Genomic DNA, 19,607 nt, shown 5'->3' with positions numbered 1-19,607 from the left:
GGAAGGAAAGGGAGAAGATAATTATGGGGATGGACAGCACGCCGAGATCAAACAGGCTGCATATCGGTATTTTTGGCAGAAGGAATGTGGGGAAGTCCACTCTGGTCAACGCATTGACAGGACAGGAGACCTCTCTGGTGTCCGATGTGGCGGGGACGACTACGGATCCGGTATATAAGGCAGTGGAGCTTCGGGGTTTCGGACCGGCGGTATTCATCGATACGGCCGGCTTTGATGATGAAGGCGTTTTGGGAAGTATGAGAGTCGGGAAGACGAAAGAAGCCATGACGAAAACCGATGTGGCAGTCATACTGTTCGATTCTTTACCGGGAGAAGAGATTGAGTGGGCGGCCCGGTTCACGGAGCGGAAGACACCGGTAATCGCCGCGGTCAACAAGATCTGCCGGCCGGAGGAGAGGGAGGCGGTGAAGAAAGCCATCCGGGACAGTCTGGGGCTGAAAGCCCTGGAATTGGATCTGCGTACGGGAGCCGGCATTGAGGCGCTCAAGAGAAAAATCGTGGAGAGCGCTCCGGAGAATTTCTGGGATGTGAGCCTGACCGGGGGCCTGGCGGGGGAAGGCGACCTGGTGCTATTGGTAATGCCGCAGGACATCCAGGCTCCGAAGGGTAGGCTGATTCTGCCTCAGGTGCAGACAATCCGGGAACTTCTGGATAAAAAATCCCTGGTGATGAGCTGTACGGCCGATAAGATGGAGATGACCTTAAAAGCGCTGGCAAGACCGCCCAGACTGATCATCACCGACTCCCAGGCTTTTGCGGAGGTTTACCGTCTGAAGCCGGAGGAGAGCATGCTGACCTCGTTTTCTGTCCTCTTTGCGGGATATAAAGGGGATATTCGGGAATTTCTGCGGGGAGCAGAGGCCATCGAAGGGCTTACGGAAAGCTCGAGGGTATTGATAGCGGAGGCATGTGCCCATTCTCCCACAGAGGAAGATATCGGCAGGATCAAGATTCCGAATCTTCTCCGCCGCCATGTGGGGCTGGGGCTTTGCATCGATTTTGTCCGGGGAGTGGATTTTCCGAAGGATCTGAGTCAGTATGACCTGATCATCCACTGCGCGGCTTGCATGTTTAATCGGAAATATGTGATGGAGCGAATGGATGCGGCGAGGAGACAGGGAGTCGCCATTAGTAATTACGGAGTTGTGATTGCCCATCTGAACGGAATTCTGGATAAGATCAGCTTCGTGTCATAAATTTCATAAGGTTTCCGGATAAAAAGACGGATATTATAATAGGAAGGAAGCGGTTTTGCCGCTTCCTTTACAAAATCCTGAGAAAGGATTACAATAAATATTGTTTCGAACAGGGTAAAAATGGAAGAATAAGAATAAAAGGCATTGGAAAACTAGATAAGGAGGCTTCTATGGACGAAAGGATCAAAAAGCTGGCGTATAACCTGGTGAATTATTCCTGCCGGGTACAGCCCGGGGAAAACGTGTATGTCCATTATACGGGAATCGACACGGCCAATCTGGCCCGTCAGGTGGTGAAAGAGGTTTATCAGGCAGGAGGACGGCCCTTTATTCACTTTACGGACAGCAGGATGCAGCGGGAGCTGCTTCTTCATTGTACGGAAGAGCAGCTGAGGCTGATGGCTGAGGTAGACAGTATGGAGATGGCCAAAATGGACTGTTATCTGGGCATCCGGGGCGGCGACAATATCAATGAGCTTTCTGATGTGCCGCCGGAAAAGCTTTCTCTTTACAGTTCCCTTTATACGACGCCGGTCCATCACGGCATCCGGGTGCCGAAGACGAAGTGGGTGGTGCTCCGTTACCCGTCACCGTCCATGGCACAGAGCGCCGGCACAAGCCTGGAGGCGTTTGAGGATTTTTATTTTGACGTGTGCTGCCTGGACTACAGAAAAATGGGAGAGGCTATGAAGCCGCTGGTGGAACTGATGAATAAGACGTCGCAGGTACAGATCATAGGACCTGGTACAGATCTTACATTCTCCATAGAAGGGATCCCGGCCATTCCCTGTGCCGGAACGATGAATATTCCCGATGGTGAAGTTTTTACCGCGCCGGTGCGGGATTCTGTGAACGGAACGCTCCGTTACAACACTCCTTCCGTATATCAGGGATTCACCTATGAGAACATCAGTCTGACCTTTGAAAATGGGAAGATCGTGGAAGCCTCGGCCAATAATACGGAAAAGATCAACAGGATTTTTGATATCGACGAAGGAGCTCGGTATGTGGGCGAATTTGCCATCGGGGTAAATCCCTATGTGGAAAAGCCCATGAAGGATATCTTATTTGACGAGAAGATCAAAGGTTCGTTCCATTTTACTCCCGGCAACTGCTATGAGGAGGCTCCCAACGGCAACCAGTCTTCGATACATTGGGATCTGGTGTGCATCCAGACGCCGGAGTACGGCGGCGGAGAAATCTACTTCGATGGCAGGCTGATCAGGAAGGACGGCAGATTTGTGGTGAAAGAGCTTTTGGGATTGAATCCGGAGAACCTCAAGTAGCGGATGGTTTTAGGACCAGGGAGAAATGAGGAAAAACATAAGAGGAGGATACCATCATGTCGGTGGAGACAGTAAAAGAATACCTGAAGAAATGGGATAAGGATAAAGACGTAAGAGAATTTGAGGAATCCAGCGCTACGGTGGAGCTGGCTGCCCAGGCGGTGGGCGTGGTCCCGGCCAGGATCGCGAAAACCCTGTCGTTCTTATCGAAGGATGGGGAGCACTGCTCTCTGGTGGTGGCGGCGGGAGACGCCAAAGTTGATAATTCCAAATACAAGCGCTTTTTTGGATGCAAGGCAAAGATGCTGTCACCGGATGAGGTCGTGTTATTTACCGGACATGCTGTCGGAGGGGTATGCCCCTTTGCCAATCCCGATGGAAAAGTAAATACGTATCTGGATGAGTCGCTTCGCCGGTTTGAGACGGTATTTCCCGCGGCCGGAAGCGCCAGCTCCGCGGTGGAGATGACCTGTGAAGAGCTGTACCTCTGCGGAAACGCGGAAGGGTGGATCGACGTGTGCAAAGGCTGGCAGGAGGAGACATGATTTCTCTTGTCATATTGCCGGATAATCGCGCCGCCTGGACAAATAATTGTGGATTAGTGATAAAACAAGGGGTATGACTTAAAAAAGGAAAAAAATCGCTTGCTATTTTTTAGCAAATTAGGTAAAATATCTAATGAGTTAAATAATACTACTTATTAAAAATTTTTTATATTTTAGGAGGAATTCAAAATGGCAGTAAAAGTTGCGATCAATGGTTTTGGACGTATCGGCCGTCTGGCATTCAGGCAGATGTTCAATGCTCCTGGATATGATGTTGTAGCGATCAACGATTTAACCAGCCCTAAGATGCTGGCTCATTTATTGAAATATGATTCATCTCAGGGCAAATATGCGCTGGCTGATACTGTTTCTTATAAAGAGGGTGAAGGTGATACCGAAGGCGCTGTTATCATCGGCGGCAAAGAGATCACCATCTACAAGAAAGCAAACGCTGCTGAACTGCCTTGGGGCGAGTTGGGAGTAGACGTTGTACTGGAGTGCACAGGCTTCTATACCTCCAAAGAGAAAGCTTCTGCTCATATCGCAGCTGGTGCGAAGAAAGTAGTTATCTCCGCTCCCGCAGGCAATGATCTTCCTACTATTGTATATAATGTAAACCATAACGTACTGAAAAAAGAAGATACGGTTATTTCCGCCGCTTCCTGTACCACAAACTGCCTGGCTCCTATGGCAAAGGCTCTCAATGACCTTGCTCCGATCCAGAGCGGTATCATGACCACGATTCATGCTTATACAGGAGATCAGATGATCCTTGACGGACCTCAGAGGAAAGGCGATCTGAGAAGAAGCCGTGCAGGCGCTGTCAACATCGTTCCCAACTCCACAGGCGCTGCAAAGGCCATCGGTCTTGTTATTCCTGAACTGAACGGCAAGCTGATCGGCGCTGCTCAGCGTGTGCCTACTCCTACAGGCTCCACCACGATCCTGATCGCAGTAGTGAAAGGCGCTGTTACAAAGGAAGCAATCAACGACGCTATGAAAGCTGCTTCTACAGAGTCCTTTGGCTACAACACCGACGAGATCGTATCCAGCGACGTTATCGGTATGACATACGGCTCTCTGTTTGATGCGACACAGACCATGGTTTCTCCTATGGAGAATGGCGATACTCAGGTACAGGTAGTTTCCTGGTATGACAATGAGAATTCCTACGTTAGCCAGATGGTGAGAACTATCAAATACTTTGCTGAGTTAGCTTAAGCATCGGACAAGCGATAGTTAAATAAGATCCTATGGCGGGTCCGGTTCTTTAATAGGACCGGACCCGCTTTTTGACTTTCAAAGTAAGGAACAAGGAGGTATTTTATGCTTAATAAAAAATCAGTTGACGATATCAACGTAAAAGGCAAAAAAGTCCTGGTCCGCTGTGATTTCAACGTACCGCTGAAGGACGGTCAGATTACGGACGAGAACCGTCTTGTGGCTGCTTTGCCTACGATCAAGAAATTGATCGCGGACGGCGGAAAGGTTATTCTGTGTTCTCACCTGGGCAAGCCTAAGGGAGAACCGAAGCCGGAGTTATCTTTGGCGCCTGTGGCAGTCAGACTGTCCGAGCTTCTTGGACAGGAAGTGAAGTTCGCCCCGGATGCGGAGGTGGTAGGTCCCAATGCAAAGGCGGCGGTCGCGGAGATGAAGGACGGGGATGTGATTCTGCTTGAGAATACCCGCTACCGGATTGAAGAGACCAAGAACGGAGAGGCCTTCAGCAAGGATTTGGCTTCTCTTTGTGATATATTTGTAAATGATGCTTTTGGTACGGCTCACAGAGCGCACTGCTCCAACGTTGGAGTGACCGAGTACGTGGATACTGCGGCAGTCGGTTATCTGATGCAGAAGGAGATTGATTTCCTGGGCAATGCGGTGAATAATCCCGAAAGGCCTTTCGTAGCCATCCTGGGCGGAGCGAAGGTAGCGGATAAGCTGAATGTCATCGCCAACCTGCTGGAGAAATGTGATACATTGATCATCGGCGGCGGTATGGCATATACTTTCCTGAAAGCGAAGGGCTATGAGGTAGGCACTTCACTGGTGGATGATGAAAAGGTCGCATATTGCAAGGAAATGATGGATAAGGCTGAGAAGCTTGGCAAAAAGCTTCTTCTCCCTGTCGATACTACGATCGCAGCATCCTTCCCGAATCCCATCGACGCAGAGATCGAGGTGTCCGTTGTGGCAGCCGACGCGATACCGGCAGATATGATGGGCCTGGATATCGGAACGAAAACGGCCGGGATGTTTGCCGACGCCGTGAAGTCTGCTAAGACTGTGGTATGGAACGGCCCTATGGGTGTATTTGAAAATCCGATTCTGGCGAAAGGCACGATTGCTGTGGCGAAATCTCTGGCTGAGACAGACGCTACTACTATCATCGGCGGCGGAGATTCCGCGGCTGCGGTAAATCAGCTGGGCTTTGGCGATAAAATGTCTCATATTTCTACCGGAGGCGGGGCCTCACTGGAATTCCTGGAGGGCAAAGACCTTCCCGGCGTAGTGGCGGCAAACGATAAATAAACAGTTTATTGATCATAAAAGAATTTAACAGGATAGGAGAAAAAACAAATGGCAAGAAAGAAAATCATCGCCGGCAACTGGAAAATGAATATGACTCCCAGTCAGACAGTGGAGCTTATCAATACTCTGAAACCTCTGGTAGCGACAGAGGATGCGGACGTAGTATTCTGCGTTCCGGCTATCGATATCATCCCTGCGCTGGAGGCTTCCAAGGGCTCCAATATCGAGATTGGCGCAGAGAATATGTATTATGAGGAGAAAGGCGCTTATACAGGCGAGATTGCTCCTGATATGCTGACAGATGTGGGCGTGAAATATGTGATCATCGGCCATTCTGAGAGAAGAGAGTATTTCGCAGAGACCAATGAGACCGTGAACAAGAAGGTCTTGAAGGCTTTTGAGCACGGCATCACTCCCATTGTATGCTGCGGTGAGACTCTGACTCAGAGAGAACAGGGCGTTACCATGGATTTCATCCGCCAGCAGGTTAAGATCGCGTTCCTCGGAGTGACTGCGGAGCAGGCTAAGACGGCAGTGATCGCGTATGAACCCATCTGGGCCATCGGTACTGGGAAGACCGCTACCACAGAACAGGCCCAGGAGGTCTGCTGCGGTATCCGTAAATGCATTGCAGAGATTTACGATGAAGCGACAGCAGAAGCAATCCGCATTCAGTACGGCGGAAGCGTTAATGACAAGACCGCTCCCGAGCTGTTCGCACAGCCCGATATTGACGGCGGCCTTGTAGGCGGCGCGGCACTGAAGCCCGATTTCGGAAAGATCGTAAACTGGAAATAAATAGGAAAAGAAAGGATGTCCGGAAAGCCTGTGATGGTTTTCCGAACATCCTTTTTACATTTTTGTATATGCTGTATGAAGCATTATATGCTCATGATATCTGACCGCATAAGGCTGACGGCGGTAGTCTTGTCATTTCGTTTTACCGCCTCCAGGATGGAGCTGTGGAAAACGGAGGTCTCCTCAAAAAATGGGGAGTGCCGCTGGATCATCCTGATCTGGACATAAGCTCTGGTCTGCATGGACATGGCGGAACGGAGTGTTTCGTATGCATAGTCATTTTCATAGATACGGAAAAATGCCAGATGAAAGTCGATATTGTCATTCCAGTGCCGGATGGCCTCTTGTCTGACGCCATTTTTTAGCTGGGAATTTTTAAGGTCTTCCAGAGCAGAAAGAGCTTCGGGAGTGAATTTATGCCAGCATTCCGACATGAAGCCGCATTCCAGGATACATCGGTATGTCTTAACGTTATAGATATCCTGTTCGGTCAGCGGCGTAATCTTGTAGCCGTAATAAGGGATGCTGTACAGCACCTTCTCTTTGCAGAGCTCCACCAGGGCTTCCCGGATCGGAGCGCGGCTTACCTGATACCGTTCCATCAGATTCTTTTCGTTGAGCACCTGGTCAGGGCTGTAGTTTCCCTCTATGATATCCTTCAGCAGAGAACGGTAGATGTGTTCTTTGATGCTGGTATTGTTATTGTTCATGTTTATCCCTCATGAGTTTCAGGTTAATATGTAAATTATAAAATAGGGCCGGGTGTTTGTCAATGAAGCGGACAGATACCAGAAAACCGGGAGGGAAATTTTGCTTCAGGTCTTGCGCAGGAAAGGAAAATAGAGTACAATTCAGAATTGGAAGAGTATCTGTGATGCCTTTCCCCGGAACATACGAGTACTTTACCTCTCATTTTGGGAGATTATGATTTTAAAAGGAGAAAAACAATGAGTAAAAGACCCACAGTGTTAATGATTCTTGACGGCTATGGTTTGAATGACAGGAAGGACGGCAATGCTGTTTATGAAGCGAATACTCCTGTGATTGATAGGCTGAAAGCGGAATGCCCTTTTGTCAAAGGAAATGCCAGCGGTATGGCAGTCGGCCTTCCAGAGGGCCAGATGGGAAATTCCGAGGTTGGGCATCTGAATATGGGAGCCGGACGTATCGTATATCAGGAACTCACCAGAATCACAAAAGAGATCCAGGATGGAGATTTCTTTAAAAATGAAGCTTTTAAGGCGGCAGTTGAAAATTGTAAGAAACATGATTCCGCCCTTCATCTCTACGGGCTGGTCTCAGACGGCGGCGTGCACAGCCATAATACCCATATCTACGGCCTTTTAGAGCTGGCAAAGCGGGCGGGCCTTACTAAGGTCTATGTACATTGCTTCCTGGATGGCCGTGATACGCCTCCCACATCCGGAAGGGATTATGTGGCGGAGCTGGTGGAAAAGATGAAGGAGATCGGAGTAGGAAAGGTCGCGTCTGTCAGCGGCCGCTATTACGCGATGGACAGAGACAACCGCTGGGATAGAGTGGAACTCGCATACCGGGCTCTGACAAAGGGGGAAGGAAAAACCGGCACGGATCCGGTGGAAATCATCCAGGCATCCTATGATGAAGGAGTGAATGATGAATTTGTACTTCCTTCTGTGGTCATGGAAAACGGAGCGCCTGTGGCAACTATCCAAAATGGAGATTCGGTCATCTTTTATAATTTCCGTCCCGACCGGGCAAGAGAGATCACAAGAGCTTTCTGTGATGATGCGTTTACCGGCTTTGACAGGGGAGAGAGGATCAAGACCACGTATGTGTGCTTTACAGAATATGACGTGACGATTCCCAATAAGCTGGTGGCATTCCATAAAGTGGAGATCACCAATACCTTTGGAGAATACCTGGCTGCCCATAATATGACCCAGGCTAGGATTGCCGAGACCGAGAAATATGCTCATGTCACATTTTTCTTCAATGGCGGTGTCGAGGAGCCAAATAAGGGAGAGGACCGGATTTTGGTGAAATCACCTAAGGTGGCCACATACGACCTGAAGCCGGAGATGAGCGCATATGAGGTGTGCGACAAGCTGGTCGAGGCAATCAGGTCTTCCAAATACGATGTGATCATTATCAATTTTGCGAATCCTGATATGGTTGGCCATACGGGCATTGAAGCAGCAGCCATAAAAGCGGTAGAAGCCGTGGATGAGTGTGTGGGAAGAGCGGTGGCAGCCATAAAGGAAGTGGATGGCCAGATGTTTATTTGTGCGGATCATGGAAATGCAGAACAGCTTATCGATTATGAGCATGGCGGAAGCTTTACTGCCCATACGACAAATCCGGTTCCGTTTATCCTGGTGAATTATGATCCGGATTATACCCTGAGAGAAGGCGGCTGCCTGGCGGATATCGCCCCCACGCTCATTGAGATGATGGGAATGAAGCAGCCTGAGGAGATGACTGGAAAGTCACTGCTTATAAAGAAATAAGAGAAGAAATGAAAAGGCGTCTGTGCCGGCACAGACGCCTTTTTATTTTGTTACAGACCATGTTCCCGCAGGAATTTTTCAAATTTCTTTTCTCCAAAAATTTCATTCGTTATGAATTCTCCGTTGTAATAGAAACTGTAGGTCGGGAACGGCGTAGGGGCATTCTGCGCTTGTTCTGCAGCCGTTGTTTTATGAAGAGAAATAGAAGCCCCGTGCTCTTTTGCGATATTCTCTATGAGCGGTGCGTATTTTTCCGTATGTGGGCACTGATTGGAATAATAGAGTACCATTCCCTGCTCCTCGATCTTACCAGACCTAGCGGTATCTTTGAACCTGGGGACAGGAGCGCCGTCGGTAAAGGGCAGGTAGTAAAGGACGAAAAAGGGCATGGCCGAGTCGGCGGTTAAAAACCCTTTGTATTTCAGGTAGTCCGGGTCCGACAGGAAGCTTCTCTTTTTTTCGGAAGCGATTATGGTCAGGCCGCACTTGCCCTTTGCCTTTGCATCCTGGATACAGAGCTCTAAAAGCTGATTGGCGTATCCTTTTCCCTTATATTGGCCGGATACCCAAAAACAGTTTATGTGCATATAGCCGTCGGCAGTGATGGGGCACCATGCGTACTCGGCAGAGATATATTCGATAAAGACTTTTCCCCTTGCATTCAGTCGGAGGAAGACCAGCCCGTCCGAAAATCGTTCTTCCATCCAGGCTTTTTTGGAAGATACGCAGTTTTCTCCTTTTTTATCGGAGATGCAGCAGCAGATATGTTCGTCTTTTATATTGTCCTGGTTCACGGTGATAAATTTCATAGGGGGTTCTCCTTATTTTATATTAGTATGTCTATGTTACCATATACAAGCTGACAACATTATGTCAGGTTGCAGGAAAACCTGCTATTTTTTAACTTCTTTTTCATAAGTGGACTGAATTTTTCCCGCTTCTTTTACCAGCATCTGCTTAACGGATAAAGGCTCCAGCACTTCAAGCCCGGATCCGAAGGAGAGGAGATAACCATACAGCCAGGTATCCTCCGGAAGAGAGACAGTTACCAGGAAGCTGCCGTCTTCGTCCTGAGCGACAGCGGCAGGATCGAACTCATCATACAGGCGGTAGCCCAGATGTGGAGAACATCTGAGTTTTACATGGACCAGGGTGACGGGAGAAGAATCTGACTGCTCTATTTCCGGAAGTGCCGGGAGGTCTCCCTTTTCGAAGGTGTCCGATGACATTTCCAGGTCCATTATCCGGCTGATCCGAAAGGTTCGGTATGCTTCCCGGCCTTTGTCATAAGCCTGCACATACCATGCTCTGGATTTATACACCAGCTTAACGGGGAAAATATATCTGTCTGTAATGCTTCCATATGAGCTGATATAGTTCATTTTGACGGCGGAGCAGCCGAGGACCGCATTTTTTAACAGTCGGAAATATTCTTTATCCCGGCGCCTGCTCCCCCAGCGGGAAAAATCAATTTCGATCCAGTCTGTATGCCTTATCTGGAACAGCCCGCTGAGTTTCGACAGAAGACGTGATGTTTCCAGCTCTTCAGTCGTCATGACGCTTTGAAGAGCGATCAGTATCTGGTTTCTTTCTTCGTCGGTCAGAAGGGAATTTCTGAATTTAAAATGTTCGTCCATATAGATTCCGCCGCGGGATCCCTGCACAGTGTACAGAGGAATCCCCGCAGAGCTGAGGACATCGATGTCCCGGTAGATGGTCCGGACGGATACTCCGAACTGCCGGGCCAGCTCCTTTGCGGTAATATGGCGCCTGTCCAGCATGATATATACAATTTCAAACAGTCTGTTTATCTGCATGTTCTGCTCCTTTAATCTGTCATAAACAAATGCGGTATAAACAGTATAACATAATAGTAAATTTTTGTAGACGGATAAATGATTTTATAGTATAATTCAAACCATGTTGTTTATCAAAATGGCGCGTTGAAGTTTTGCGTTGCAATGTGCGAAAGCGCTGCGGCGCCAAATGACAGAAACACATGGAAATGAGGCATGGTTATGAAGATAGTCGTATGTATCAAACAGGTGCCGGCTGCCAGTAATGTGGAAATAGATCCGGAAAGCGGCACATTGAAACGGGCGGGGTCTGAAAGTAAGACAAATCCCTATGATCTGTTTGCGCTGGAAGCGGCTCTCCGCCTGCGCGAAAAGCTGGGAGGGACAGTGACAGCTCTGACAATGGGGCCGCCTCAGGCAGAGGAAATGATGAGAGACGCTTACAGCATGGGGATTGACCATGCAGTTATCCTGTCTGATAAAAAATTTGCAGGATCTGATGTCCTGGCTACCTCCTACACGCTGTCACAGGGAATTACGGCTTTGGGAGAGTTTGATCTCATCCTGTGCGGAAAACAGACGACAGACGGCGATACTGCCCAGATAGGGCCGGCTCTGGCGGAACATCTGCATCTGCCGCATACAGCCTGGGCAGGAGAAATCTGCGAGGCTTCGGATACTTACATAAGGGTGCGGCAGAAGCTTTCTGCGGTCACGCAGGTATCGGAAATGAACTATCCCTGCGTGATCACGGTGGATAAAGATCTGGTGGTGCCCAGGCTTCCTTCATGGAAGCTGAAGAAGGCTGCAGAAGGACGACCGGTCCGGTTTATGACATTTCAGGACCTGCCGGATCAGGATATGACCAGATATGGGCTGATTGGTTCTCCCACCACGGTGGAGCGCATTTTCCCTCCGGAAAAATCGGCTTCCCGAATCTATGTGGACGGTACTCCGGAGGAAAAAGCCGGGAAACTGTATGAGGTATTGAAAAAAGCAAAATTCCTGCAGGCGGGAGGAAAATAAGATATGGATTTTTTGAAATTTGATTCAGACCGCTGTGATCTGTGCGGACTTTGTGTGGAAAAATGTCCATTTCTGGCGCTGACCATGGAAGCGGACGGAATCGCCGTGAATGAAGCGTGCAGGATGTGCGGAGTCTGTGTAAAGGGCTGCCCGGAGAATGCGATCAGGTTTGAACAGAAAGCCGGTACGGTGGACAAAAAAGAGTGGAACGGTATCCTGGTCTACGGAGAACAGGAAAACGACCGCATCCATCCTGTGGTATATGAGCTCATCGGTGAGGCAGGCCGTCTGGCAGAAGAAGCGGGCTATGAAGTGAATGTAGTCCTGACCGGTGGGGAAGGGACAAGGGAAAATGGCGAGGACCTTTTATTGTATGGAGTGGATAAGGTATTCGTTTATGAGCATCCCGGTTTTTATGGATTTAAGGCGGACTGCTATGCCGATGCGGTAGCCGACTGTATTGCCGCACAAAAGCCGTCCGTCGTCCTGATCGGTGCGACTCCCCTGGGGCGGTCGCTGGCCCCCAGACTGTCTACCAGATTCCATACCGGTCTGACGGCTGACTGCACGAAGCTGGAGATGAAGGATAATACGGACCTTGTTCAGATCCGCCCTGCGTTCGGCGGAAATATTATGGCACAGATCGTCATATCCAATTCCAGGCCGCAGTTTGCCACAGTCCGGTATAAGGTCATGGATTCTGCGAAGAAAGTGGAAGAACCGAAAGGACAGGTTGTGGTATGTCCAGTTTCCGAAGATTTGGTGCGCTCACGGATAACGGTCACGGAAATTGCCCCGGTTCGAAAGAGCAAGTCCATTGAGGAAGAGGAGATTCTCGTAGTCGCGGGACGGGGAGTGAAGAGTGAGAAGGATATAGCCATGGTGAAAGAGCTGGCGGAAGTGCTGGGAGGGCAGCTGTGCTTTACTAGACCGATGGTGGAAGCCGGATATGGAGATACGGCCCATCAGATCGGGCTTTCAGGCCGCACTGTGAAGCCGAAGCTGATCATTACCTGCGGGGTGTCCGGGGCGATCCAGTTCACTTCCTGTATGAATGGTTCAGAATGTATCGTTGCCGTCAACAGTGATCCGGAAGCACTGATCTTCGGCATAGCCCATTATTGCGTCGTGGATGATCTGTGCCGGGTAGTGCCGGAGCTGATCAGGAAGATCCGTGCAGAAGGGAAGGAGTAGAGTATGCCATTTCCATATAATAAATTGACTGATGAAGATATAACATACATAAAATCTGTGACGGCGCCGGAGCGGGTGGTGGCCGGAGAAGCTATACAGAAGGAATTCTACCACGATGAGATGCCGGAATACGGGATTTTTCCGCCGGATCTCTATGTGGAGGCTCTTGACAGAGAAGAAGTGTCAGCTGTCATGAAGCTGGCTTATGAAAAGAATATCCCTGTCACGGCCAGGGGAGCCGGAACGGGGCTGGCCGGCGGCGCGACCTGTAAATATGGAGGGATCATGCTCTCCCTGATGAAGATGAATAAAATTATCGGTGTGGACAGGCAGAACCTGACCGTTACGGCTCAGCCGGGGGCCCTGCTTACAGAGGTAGCGGAAGCGGCGGCAGAGGCGGGGCTGTTTTATCCGCCTGATCCCGGCGAGAGGACGGCATCCATCGGCGGAACGGTCATCACCAATGCGGGCGGCATGCGGGCGGTCCGCTATGGCGTGACAAGGGACTATGTCCGTTGCCTGGAAGCAGTGCTGCCCGATGGCTCCATAGTAAATTTTTCTTCCAATGTGGTGAAGAATACCACGGGATACGATATCAAGGATCTGATCGTCGGCTCTGAAGGCACCCTTTGTATTCTTACGGAAGTGACGCTGAAACTGATCCCCGCTCCGAAGGTGACGCAGACGCTTGTTTTGGCTTTTGACAACATCGCAGACTGCATCGGCACCGTGCCGGAGCTTCTGCAGACAGCTTTTGTGCCGACTGCCATTGAATTCGTGGAAAAGGAATTGATGGAGATAGTGGAACGCTGTCTGAATAAGCCGTTTCCGGTCCGGGAGGGCAGTGATTATCTGATCGTCATGTACGACGGCGCTTCCAGGGAAGAGGTGAACGAAGCATGTGAGCTGGCGGCGGAAATCGCCATGGAAAGAGGAGCACTGGACGTGAAGATCTGCAATACTCCGGAACGCATTGGGTCTGTCTGGTCTGTCCGGGCGGCCATATTGGAAGGAATGAAAGCGGACAGCGAGGCTCAGGAAGAGTGCGACGTGGTGGTCCCCAGGGCCAAGATAGCCGAATTCGTGACGGCTGCCCAGGCCATCGGAAGGAAATATAAGATCCGTGTCATTGTCTGCGGCCATGCCGGCGACGGAAACATCCACACGGAGATGCTGCGGAACCAGATGACCGATGAAGAGTGGGAGACCAACACGCAGGCGTGCCTGAAAGAGCTTTATGCCAAGAGCAGAGAACTGGGAGGGCAGCTGTCCGGAGAACACGGCATTGGGAACGGACGGCTGGCATATCTGGAGGATTTCATCGGTACGAGGATGTATGAGCTTTTCCGGTCGGTCAAGCAGGCCTTTGATGACAAATGGATCTTAAATCCAGGAAAAGTAGTGGAGATTAAATAATCAGCTGAAAAGAGGAGAAGACGAGATGATAGACAAAAAGAAAATGCCCCTGGCTATAGGTGTGGCCTTTGTAGCATTTACCACCCAGTTCGGAGGAGGATTTGCATCCGGCGCACAGATTTATCAATATTTTATGAACTATGGCATATGGGCGTTTCTCATGCCCTTTATCGCCCAGTTTTTACTGGCGCTGTTTTTCTGGTATGGCCTTCGCTACGCATACCGTCACAAAACATATGATTACCGCAGATTTTCCGACAGCTTCTATGGAAAATACCGTGTGATATTTTCCAACTTGTATGAGATCGTCTATCTCATGCTGATCTGTCTGGCTCCGGCCGTTGCCTTTGCCACGGGCGGTTCCACGCTGAATACACTGACTGGCATTCCCTATTGGGCATGTACCTTGATAATCGGCGCATTTATCTTCGTGATTGCTCTCTATGGTACGGAGATCGTGCGAAAATGCGCGTCCACCTTATCTGTGATCATTATCATCGGGCTGCTGGTGGTCCTGATTCCCAACATTGTAGCACAATGGGGAACCATTACAGATTCCGTAGGACAGATGGCCCAGGGTGCCCTGCCGGTCTGCTCCAAGGAAAGCGGAAGCTTTGGAGGCGCGCTTTGGACAGCCATTGTGTATTTCCTTTTCCAACTGGCATCCATCGGTTTAATGTACCAGCATACTGAGCCGCTGACAGATGAAAAGCAGGTGACGAAATCTGCCGTCTATATGTTCCTTGTAAATACAATAACCATGATGTTAGCTGTGGTGGGCATGGCGGCGATCGCTTTTAACAGCGGGCTTAAGGATGCTTCTGTTCCCATGCTCCTGCTTGTTCAGAACGGAGTAGGCGCGTCATTCCTGACGCCTGTCATCTCTATTTTGATCATCCTCGGCGCGGTCTCCACAGGAGTAAATATGATTGCCGGGATTGTGACAAGGACCGTCAATGCGGTTGAGCGGAAAAAGAGCACCGAAGAGGCAAAAAAGGGCCATATGGCAAGGAGTACAGCAGCTTCTCTGATTTTCACGCTTCTGGCATTCGGCATTGCCCAGTTTGGACTGCTGCCCCTGGTGAAGGTGGGATATTCTTATCTGGGATATGCAACCTTGATCGGAGTGGGAATCCCGTTTGTGGTTCACGCTGTTTATACCAAGGTAAAAGGTACGAAATAGTATTGTACAAAACACTTTCTGGAATCCTCCTGCCTCATGTAGTTATAGAAATAAGTTTGTTTGAAAGGTATTCAAAGGCAAAAACAATAAAGGCGTATCGTTGTGAAAACGATACGCCTTTTATCATGCTGAACTTTCAGGTATTGGTATTTTTGTTCTCTTTTTTTTCCAGCAGAATGGCAATGATGCACAGCACCATTCCGGCAAAGAGAAGGGATAAATTCAACCAGCCGGGAAGGTTCATCCCGAAGAAACGGGGCACCAGTACGATTATGATAATTGCAGGACTCACATATTTCATGGCAGCGATAAATTTCTTCTTCATGGTTTCTTTCTCCTTATGGTCACAGTGGATAGATTAAGACATCCTTGACCAGTTCATCCACAAGTTCCCTGGCCGGAGGCTTGGTACCGAGCGTGGTACAGGCGCCGGCTGAGGTAGCGATGGCCAGTCTCGCGCAGTCTTCATATGGAATATCGGCGTCCAGCCCATAGGCGAGTGCGGCCAGCATCGCATCGCCGGAGCCTACGGTAGAGTGGGCCTGTACCTGGATACCGTTGGTTTTAAAGGCCCTTTGATGATCCAGGAAAATGGCGCCGTCCTGCCCTCTGGAAATGACGATGGTATTGACTCCCTTTGCCAGAAGCTCCTTGCCAAGGTCGATCAATGTTTCCTCGGACACGTCTTCGGACAGGTTAAAGTACCGGGTGATCTCATAAGCGTTTGGCTTGATCAAAAAAGGCTTTGCCTTTATGGCTTCCTCCAGCAGTTGCCCTGCAGCGTCCACGAAGACTGTGGACTGGCGCTTCCGGAGCTTCCGCGTCAAAAAACCATAGACATCTTTGTCGACACTGGCGGGGACACTGCCGGAAAAAACGAATATGGTGGAAGGTCCTGCATAGAGCTCCAGCGTTTCCGTGAGAGTCTGGATATCCCTTTGAGTGACCATAGGACCGGGTTCGTTGAATTCTGTGACGAACCCTTTTTTCGTCGTATCCACGACCTTTACATTGGTACGGGTCTCACCTTCAATATATACAAACTGATGCTCGATATGTAATTCATCCAGCGCATGCTCGATCATCCGCCCGGAACTCCCTCCCAGGAAACCAGTGGCAATCGTTTCGCCTCCCAGGGCATGAATGGTCTTTGATACATTGATCCCTTTTCCTCCGGCATCCTGGATGACCTTTGTCACGCGGTGAATGGTTCCCCCGGTGAAGTTTTCCACATCCAAGGTCTTGTCGATGGCCGGGTTCATCGTAACCGTAACTATCATATTACCTCTCCAATCTGATTCAAACTTGCGTCTGCCGGGCAGAAGAATACGGACGGCAGGCGGCCCCATAGACAGATGCAGTTCCCTTTCCGCCCCCGGAAGATGATATGGGAAGTGCACCTATTGATATTTTATCATATTCGATTATGGCAGGAAAGGGAATCTTTTCAGTTTATACATTTTTTAGAGAAAAAACAACTGGACTAATTCGACGTTTTGTGAGAAAATGAAACAGAGTATGGTGTCTTGGGCAGGAGCCAGGTAATCTCCGCCACCTCTGAAAGGATGCCAGCGGTTGAATACATATATTCTGAAAGGAGTCTTAACATGATTTATTCACATGAAGTAGAGAAGATGTGTACAGTAGCGCAGGGCGTTGCCCATGGCGCTGCCCCTATCCCCGAGGAGGCAAAATGGGTAAAGGCAAAGGATGTTTCTGATATTTCCGGTCTGACCCATGGAGTGGGCTGGTGTGCGCCTCAGCAGGGAGCCTGCAAGCTTACCCTGAATGTAAAAGAAGGAATCATCCAGGAAGCACTGGTAGAGACCATTGGATGTTCCGGTATGACTCATTCCGCCGCTATGGCTTCTGAAATCCTGCCCGGCAGGACCGTTCTGGAAGCACTGAATACGGATTTGGTGTGTGACGCCATCAATACTGCTATGAGAGAATTATTCCTCCAGATCGTATATGGAAGAAGCCAGAGTGCGTTTTCCGAAGATGGTCTGCCCATAGGTGCAGGTTTAGAGGATCTGGGCAAGGGCCTCCGTTCCCAGGTGGGCACGATGTACGGCACTCTGAAAAAGGGCCCCCGTTATCTGGAAATGGCAGAAGGTTATGTTACAGGTATTGCCCTGGATGCGGATGACCAGATCATCGGTTATCAGTTCGTAAGTCTTGGCAAAATGACCGACTTCATCAAAAAGGGTGATGACCCCAATACTGCATGGGAAAAAGCAAAGGGCCAGTACGGCAGAGTTGCGGATGCAGTGAAGATCATCGACCCCAGAGAAGAGTAATATTAAATCTTATAATTAGGAGGAATCATATAAAATGGCTTTATTTGAATCATATGAAAGAAGAGAAAAACAGATTCTTGCTGTATTAAAGGAATATGGAATCAATTCCATCGAAGAAGCTGCAGAGGTGACAAAGGCCGCCGGCTTAGATGTATATAAAATGGTAGAAAATATACAGCCTATCTGCTTTGAGAACGCAAAGTGGGCATATACCGTGGGCGCCGCTATTGCTATCAAGAAAGGCTGCAGAAGAGCGGCTGACGCGGCTGCGGCCATCGGTGAGGGCCTTCAGTCCTTCTGTATCCCCGGCTCCGTTGCAGACCAGCGTAAGGTAGGGCTTGGCCATGGCAATCTGGGCAAGATGCTCCTGGAAGAGGATACGGAGTGCTTCTGCTTCCTGGCAGGACATGAGTCTTTTGCAGCGGCGGAAGGTGCCATCGGTATCGCGGAGAAAGCGAATAAGGTTCGTAAGAACCCTCTGCGTGTCATCCTGAATGGTCTTGGCAAGGACGCAGCGCAGGTCATTTCCAGAATCAACGGCTTTACTTATGTGGAGACCGAGATGGATTATTATACAGGCGAAGTAAAGGAGCTGTGGAGAAAATCCTATTCCGAGGGCCTGAGAGCGAAAGTAAACTGCTACGGTGCAAATGATGTGACAGAAGGCGTTGCTATCATGTGGAAAGAGGGCGTAGACGTGTCTATCACCGGAAACTCCACCAATCCCACCAGATTCCAGCATCCTGTAGCAGGTACATACAAAAAGGAATGTGTAGAGAAGGGAAAGAAATACTTCTCCGTAGCTTCCGGCGGCGGGACAGGCCGTACCCTGCATCCTGACAATATGGCTGCGGGTCCTGCTTCCTATGGCATGACAGATACCATGGGCCGTATGCACTCTGACGCACAGTTTGCAGGTTCCTCTTCTGTGCCCGCTCATGTAGAGATGATGGGTCTGATCGGCGCAGGAAATAATCCCATGGTCGGTATGACCGTTGCCGTTGCCGTTGCCATTGAGGAAGCGGCGAAGGAAGGGAAATTCTAAGGGGAATTTATTTTTAGGGCTTTCAGTATAGCAAAATATATTGAAGCAGGCGGGAAAACACTTAAATAGTACCCGGTTAAAGGCGTGTGGGGTGACCCATGCGCCTTATATTTTTCAGATTAAAACATCTTTTTAGATATGAAAAAAGCAGTTGGCCGTAGACTAACTGCTTGTAGTTGAGACTATTAAATTACAAGTAGATTCCTTATTTTTCACGTTTTACAAATTCTATAAAAGCAAAAATAATGGAAATTACAGTAAGAACAGCGACAATTAATTCAGCCATATTATTCGCATAATCAGCTTTATTGGGAACAACTATAGCCATTACTAAAAAAAATATGCACCAAATAAATCCTATTACAAGTAACATAGAAGTAACATATTTCATCACATAGGCCAGTTTACTTATCAAAGTCCTTGCTTTTTCCTGCTGCATCCCAGAATAATGATTTTTTCGCACTGCTACTTTGATTGCTGCAAGTACATATCCTATCAGAACGCCTTCCGTCAAACCGATACAAATAGTTAAGAATATATTCATTATTATTCTGCTTTCTCGAAAATCAAATCGATTTTTCTGATACACCCTGATGCTGCGCTAAGCTCTGTTGGTATCATGCCAACATAACTATAACCTTGATCAGAATATTCATCGATCACGTTTCGATGTTCTGAAATAGAAGCCATAACAACCTCTTTCATTTCATAGGATATACTTACATACTTATATTCTTTCATCTTCTTCTCTCCCTTTTTTATTCTGAACCATAAAAGAAT

Annotated in this window: 20 protein-coding genes; 13 read left to right on the top strand and 7 right to left on the bottom strand. The window is 49.0% G+C overall.

Annotated elements, in window-relative coordinates; translation table 11 throughout:
* Window positions 1-23: 23 nt before the first annotated feature.
* From hydF to tpiA, 6 genes are all read left to right on the top strand, one after another.
* Complete coding sequence (gene hydF, locus LQE92_RS02510) at window positions 24-1,217, top strand: [FeFe] hydrogenase H-cluster maturation GTPase HydF (protein ID WP_231061429.1); 1,194 nt, start codon at window positions 24-26, stop codon at window positions 1,215-1,217.
* 170 nt (window positions 1,218-1,387) lie between these two features.
* A complete protein-coding gene (locus LQE92_RS02505; RefSeq protein ID WP_231061428.1) occupies window positions 1,388-2,503 on the top strand; it encodes an aminopeptidase in 1,116 nt (371 codons plus the stop codon).
* A 56-nt stretch (window positions 2,504-2,559) separates the two neighbouring features.
* The gene (locus tag LQE92_RS02500; RefSeq protein WP_231061427.1) at window positions 2,560-3,048 is read left to right on the top strand and encodes a YbaK/EbsC family protein; all 489 of its coding nucleotides are present in this window, start codon (window positions 2,560-2,562) and stop codon (window positions 3,046-3,048) included.
* A gap of 189 nt (window positions 3,049-3,237) precedes the next feature.
* Entirely contained in the window at window positions 3,238-4,269 is a 1,032-nt protein-coding gene (gap, locus tag LQE92_RS02495) for a type I glyceraldehyde-3-phosphate dehydrogenase (RefSeq protein WP_231061426.1), read from the top strand.
* 105 nt (window positions 4,270-4,374) lie between these two features.
* The gene (locus LQE92_RS02490; RefSeq protein ID WP_231061425.1) at window positions 4,375-5,580 is read left to right on the top strand and encodes a phosphoglycerate kinase; all 1,206 of its coding nucleotides are present in this window, start codon (window positions 4,375-4,377) and stop codon (window positions 5,578-5,580) included.
* Window positions 5,581-5,628: 48 nt separating this feature from the next.
* A complete protein-coding gene (gene tpiA, locus LQE92_RS02485; RefSeq protein WP_231061424.1) occupies window positions 5,629-6,378 on the top strand; it encodes a triose-phosphate isomerase in 750 nt (249 codons plus the stop codon).
* Between the two features lie 83 nt (window positions 6,379-6,461).
* Here tpiA and LQE92_RS02480 read toward each other — a convergent pair whose 3' ends face one another.
* Complete coding sequence (locus LQE92_RS02480) at window positions 6,462-7,088, bottom strand: GntR family transcriptional regulator (protein ID WP_231061423.1); 627 nt, start codon at window positions 7,086-7,088, stop codon at window positions 6,462-6,464.
* Between the two features lie 237 nt (window positions 7,089-7,325).
* Here LQE92_RS02480 and gpmI point away from each other — a divergent pair, with 237 nt between their 5' ends.
* Entirely contained in the window at window positions 7,326-8,867 is a 1,542-nt protein-coding gene (gene gpmI / locus LQE92_RS02475; protein ID WP_231061422.1) for a 2,3-bisphosphoglycerate-independent phosphoglycerate mutase, read from the top strand.
* A 50-nt stretch (window positions 8,868-8,917) separates the two neighbouring features.
* Here gpmI and LQE92_RS02470 read toward each other — a convergent pair whose 3' ends face one another.
* Window positions 8,918-9,676, bottom strand: coding sequence for a GNAT family N-acetyltransferase (locus LQE92_RS02470; protein WP_231061421.1), 759 nt, complete (start codon window positions 9,674-9,676; stop codon window positions 8,918-8,920).
* Window positions 9,677-9,760: 84 nt separating this feature from the next.
* Window positions 9,761-10,684, bottom strand: a complete 924-nt coding sequence (locus LQE92_RS02465; RefSeq protein WP_231061420.1) for a helix-turn-helix transcriptional regulator — start codon at window positions 10,682-10,684, stop codon at window positions 9,761-9,763.
* A 201-nt stretch (window positions 10,685-10,885) separates the two neighbouring features.
* Between LQE92_RS02465 and LQE92_RS02460 the strand changes: the two genes are divergently transcribed.
* From LQE92_RS02460 to LQE92_RS02445, 4 genes are read left to right on the top strand one after another with little or no spacing between them, the layout of a single operon-like run.
* Entirely contained in the window at window positions 10,886-11,689 is an 804-nt protein-coding gene (locus LQE92_RS02460) for an electron transfer flavoprotein subunit beta/FixA family protein (RefSeq protein WP_231061419.1), read from the top strand.
* 3 nt (window positions 11,690-11,692) lie between these two features.
* Window positions 11,693-12,883 carry an electron transfer flavoprotein subunit alpha gene (locus LQE92_RS02455; RefSeq protein ID WP_231061418.1) on the top strand — a complete coding sequence of 397 codons (1,191 nt, stop codon included), beginning with the start codon at window positions 11,693-11,695 and terminating at the stop codon, window positions 12,881-12,883.
* 3 nt (window positions 12,884-12,886) lie between these two features.
* Window positions 12,887-14,299: an FAD-binding oxidoreductase gene (locus LQE92_RS02450; protein WP_231061417.1), complete on the top strand. Its 1,413-nt coding sequence runs from the start codon at window positions 12,887-12,889 to the stop codon at window positions 14,297-14,299.
* A gap of 25 nt (window positions 14,300-14,324) precedes the next feature.
* Window positions 14,325-15,482 (top strand): YkvI family membrane protein, encoded by a 1,158-nt coding sequence (locus LQE92_RS02445; RefSeq protein ID WP_231061416.1) that lies wholly within the window; start codon window positions 14,325-14,327, stop codon window positions 15,480-15,482.
* Window positions 15,483-15,618: 136 nt separating this feature from the next.
* On the opposite strand, the gene LQE92_RS02440 is transcribed toward LQE92_RS02445, so the two are convergent.
* Both LQE92_RS02440 and pfkB read right to left on the bottom strand, forming a co-directional pair.
* Window positions 15,619-15,807: a hypothetical protein gene (locus tag LQE92_RS02440; protein WP_231061415.1), complete on the bottom strand. Its 189-nt coding sequence runs from the start codon at window positions 15,805-15,807 to the stop codon at window positions 15,619-15,621.
* 19 nt (window positions 15,808-15,826) lie between these two features.
* Window positions 15,827-16,762 carry a 1-phosphofructokinase gene (pfkB, locus tag LQE92_RS02435; RefSeq protein ID WP_231061414.1) on the bottom strand — a complete coding sequence of 312 codons (936 nt, stop codon included), beginning with the start codon at window positions 16,760-16,762 and terminating at the stop codon, window positions 15,827-15,829.
* A gap of 327 nt (window positions 16,763-17,089) precedes the next feature.
* On the opposite strand from pfkB, the gene LQE92_RS02430 reads away from it, so the two are divergent.
* Together LQE92_RS02430 and LQE92_RS02425 are read left to right on the top strand one after the other, a co-directional pair.
* Window positions 17,090-17,782 carry an iron-sulfur cluster assembly scaffold protein gene (locus LQE92_RS02430; RefSeq protein WP_147597648.1) on the top strand — a complete coding sequence of 231 codons (693 nt, stop codon included), beginning with the start codon at window positions 17,090-17,092 and terminating at the stop codon, window positions 17,780-17,782.
* 34 nt (window positions 17,783-17,816) lie between these two features.
* Window positions 17,817-18,827, top strand: coding sequence for a GGGtGRT protein (locus LQE92_RS02425; RefSeq protein ID WP_231061413.1), 1,011 nt, complete (start codon window positions 17,817-17,819; stop codon window positions 18,825-18,827).
* 205 nt (window positions 18,828-19,032) lie between these two features.
* Here LQE92_RS02425 and LQE92_RS02420 read toward each other — a convergent pair whose 3' ends face one another.
* Together LQE92_RS02420 and LQE92_RS02415 are read right to left on the bottom strand one after the other, a co-directional pair.
* The gene (locus LQE92_RS02420; RefSeq protein WP_231061412.1) at window positions 19,033-19,371 is read right to left on the bottom strand and encodes a transporter; all 339 of its coding nucleotides are present in this window, start codon (window positions 19,369-19,371) and stop codon (window positions 19,033-19,035) included.
* A 2-nt stretch (window positions 19,372-19,373) separates the two neighbouring features.
* Window positions 19,374-19,568: a DUF4177 domain-containing protein gene (locus tag LQE92_RS02415; protein ID WP_231061411.1), complete on the bottom strand. Its 195-nt coding sequence runs from the start codon at window positions 19,566-19,568 to the stop codon at window positions 19,374-19,376.
* Between the last annotated feature and the right edge of the window lie 39 nt (window positions 19,569-19,607).

It is taken from the genome of Lientehia hominis (assembly GCF_021044755.1).
GTDB lineage: Bacteria > Bacillota > Clostridia > Lachnospirales > Lachnospiraceae > Lientehia > Lientehia hominis.
This window is presented reverse-complemented; position numbering and strand designations above follow the sequence as displayed.

Coding starts and splice junctions, on each gene's coding strand:
- gap (WP_231061426.1), top strand. CDS start 3,238: ATGGCAGTAAAAGTTGCGATCAATGGTTTTGGACGTATCGGCCGTCTG.
- LQE92_RS02455 (WP_231061418.1), top strand. CDS start 11,693: ATGGATTTTTTGAAATTTGATTCAGACCGCTGTGATCTGTGCGGACTT.
- LQE92_RS02480 (WP_231061423.1), bottom strand. CDS start 7,088: ATGAACAATAACAATACCAGCATCAAAGAACACATCTACCGTTCTCTG.
- LQE92_RS02470 (WP_231061421.1), bottom strand. CDS start 9,676: ATGAAATTTATCACCGTGAACCAGGACAATATAAAAGACGAACATATC.
- LQE92_RS02500 (WP_231061427.1), top strand. CDS start 2,560: ATGTCGGTGGAGACAGTAAAAGAATACCTGAAGAAATGGGATAAGGAT.
- pfkB (WP_231061414.1), bottom strand. CDS start 16,762: ATGATAGTTACGGTTACGATGAACCCGGCCATCGACAAGACCTTGGAT.
- LQE92_RS02445 (WP_231061416.1), top strand. CDS start 14,325: ATGATAGACAAAAAGAAAATGCCCCTGGCTATAGGTGTGGCCTTTGTA.
- LQE92_RS02425 (WP_231061413.1), top strand. CDS start 17,817: ATGGCTTTATTTGAATCATATGAAAGAAGAGAAAAACAGATTCTTGCT.
- LQE92_RS02490 (WP_231061425.1), top strand. CDS start 4,375: ATGCTTAATAAAAAATCAGTTGACGATATCAACGTAAAAGGCAAAAAA.
- LQE92_RS02415 (WP_231061411.1), bottom strand. CDS start 19,568: ATGAAAGAATATAAGTATGTAAGTATATCCTATGAAATGAAAGAGGTT.
- LQE92_RS02450 (WP_231061417.1), top strand. CDS start 12,887: ATGCCATTTCCATATAATAAATTGACTGATGAAGATATAACATACATA.
- hydF (WP_231061429.1), top strand. CDS start 24: ATGGGGATGGACAGCACGCCGAGATCAAACAGGCTGCATATCGGTATT.
- LQE92_RS02430 (WP_147597648.1), top strand. CDS start 17,090: ATGATTTATTCACATGAAGTAGAGAAGATGTGTACAGTAGCGCAGGGC.
- tpiA (WP_231061424.1), top strand. CDS start 5,629: ATGGCAAGAAAGAAAATCATCGCCGGCAACTGGAAAATGAATATGACT.
- LQE92_RS02465 (WP_231061420.1), bottom strand. CDS start 10,684: ATGCAGATAAACAGACTGTTTGAAATTGTATATATCATGCTGGACAGG.
- LQE92_RS02440 (WP_231061415.1), bottom strand. CDS start 15,807: ATGAAGAAGAAATTTATCGCTGCCATGAAATATGTGAGTCCTGCAATT.
- LQE92_RS02505 (WP_231061428.1), top strand. CDS start 1,388: ATGGACGAAAGGATCAAAAAGCTGGCGTATAACCTGGTGAATTATTCC.
- gpmI (WP_231061422.1), top strand. CDS start 7,326: ATGAGTAAAAGACCCACAGTGTTAATGATTCTTGACGGCTATGGTTTG.
- LQE92_RS02420 (WP_231061412.1), bottom strand. CDS start 19,371: ATGAATATATTCTTAACTATTTGTATCGGTTTGACGGAAGGCGTTCTG.
- LQE92_RS02460 (WP_231061419.1), top strand. CDS start 10,886: ATGAAGATAGTCGTATGTATCAAACAGGTGCCGGCTGCCAGTAATGTG.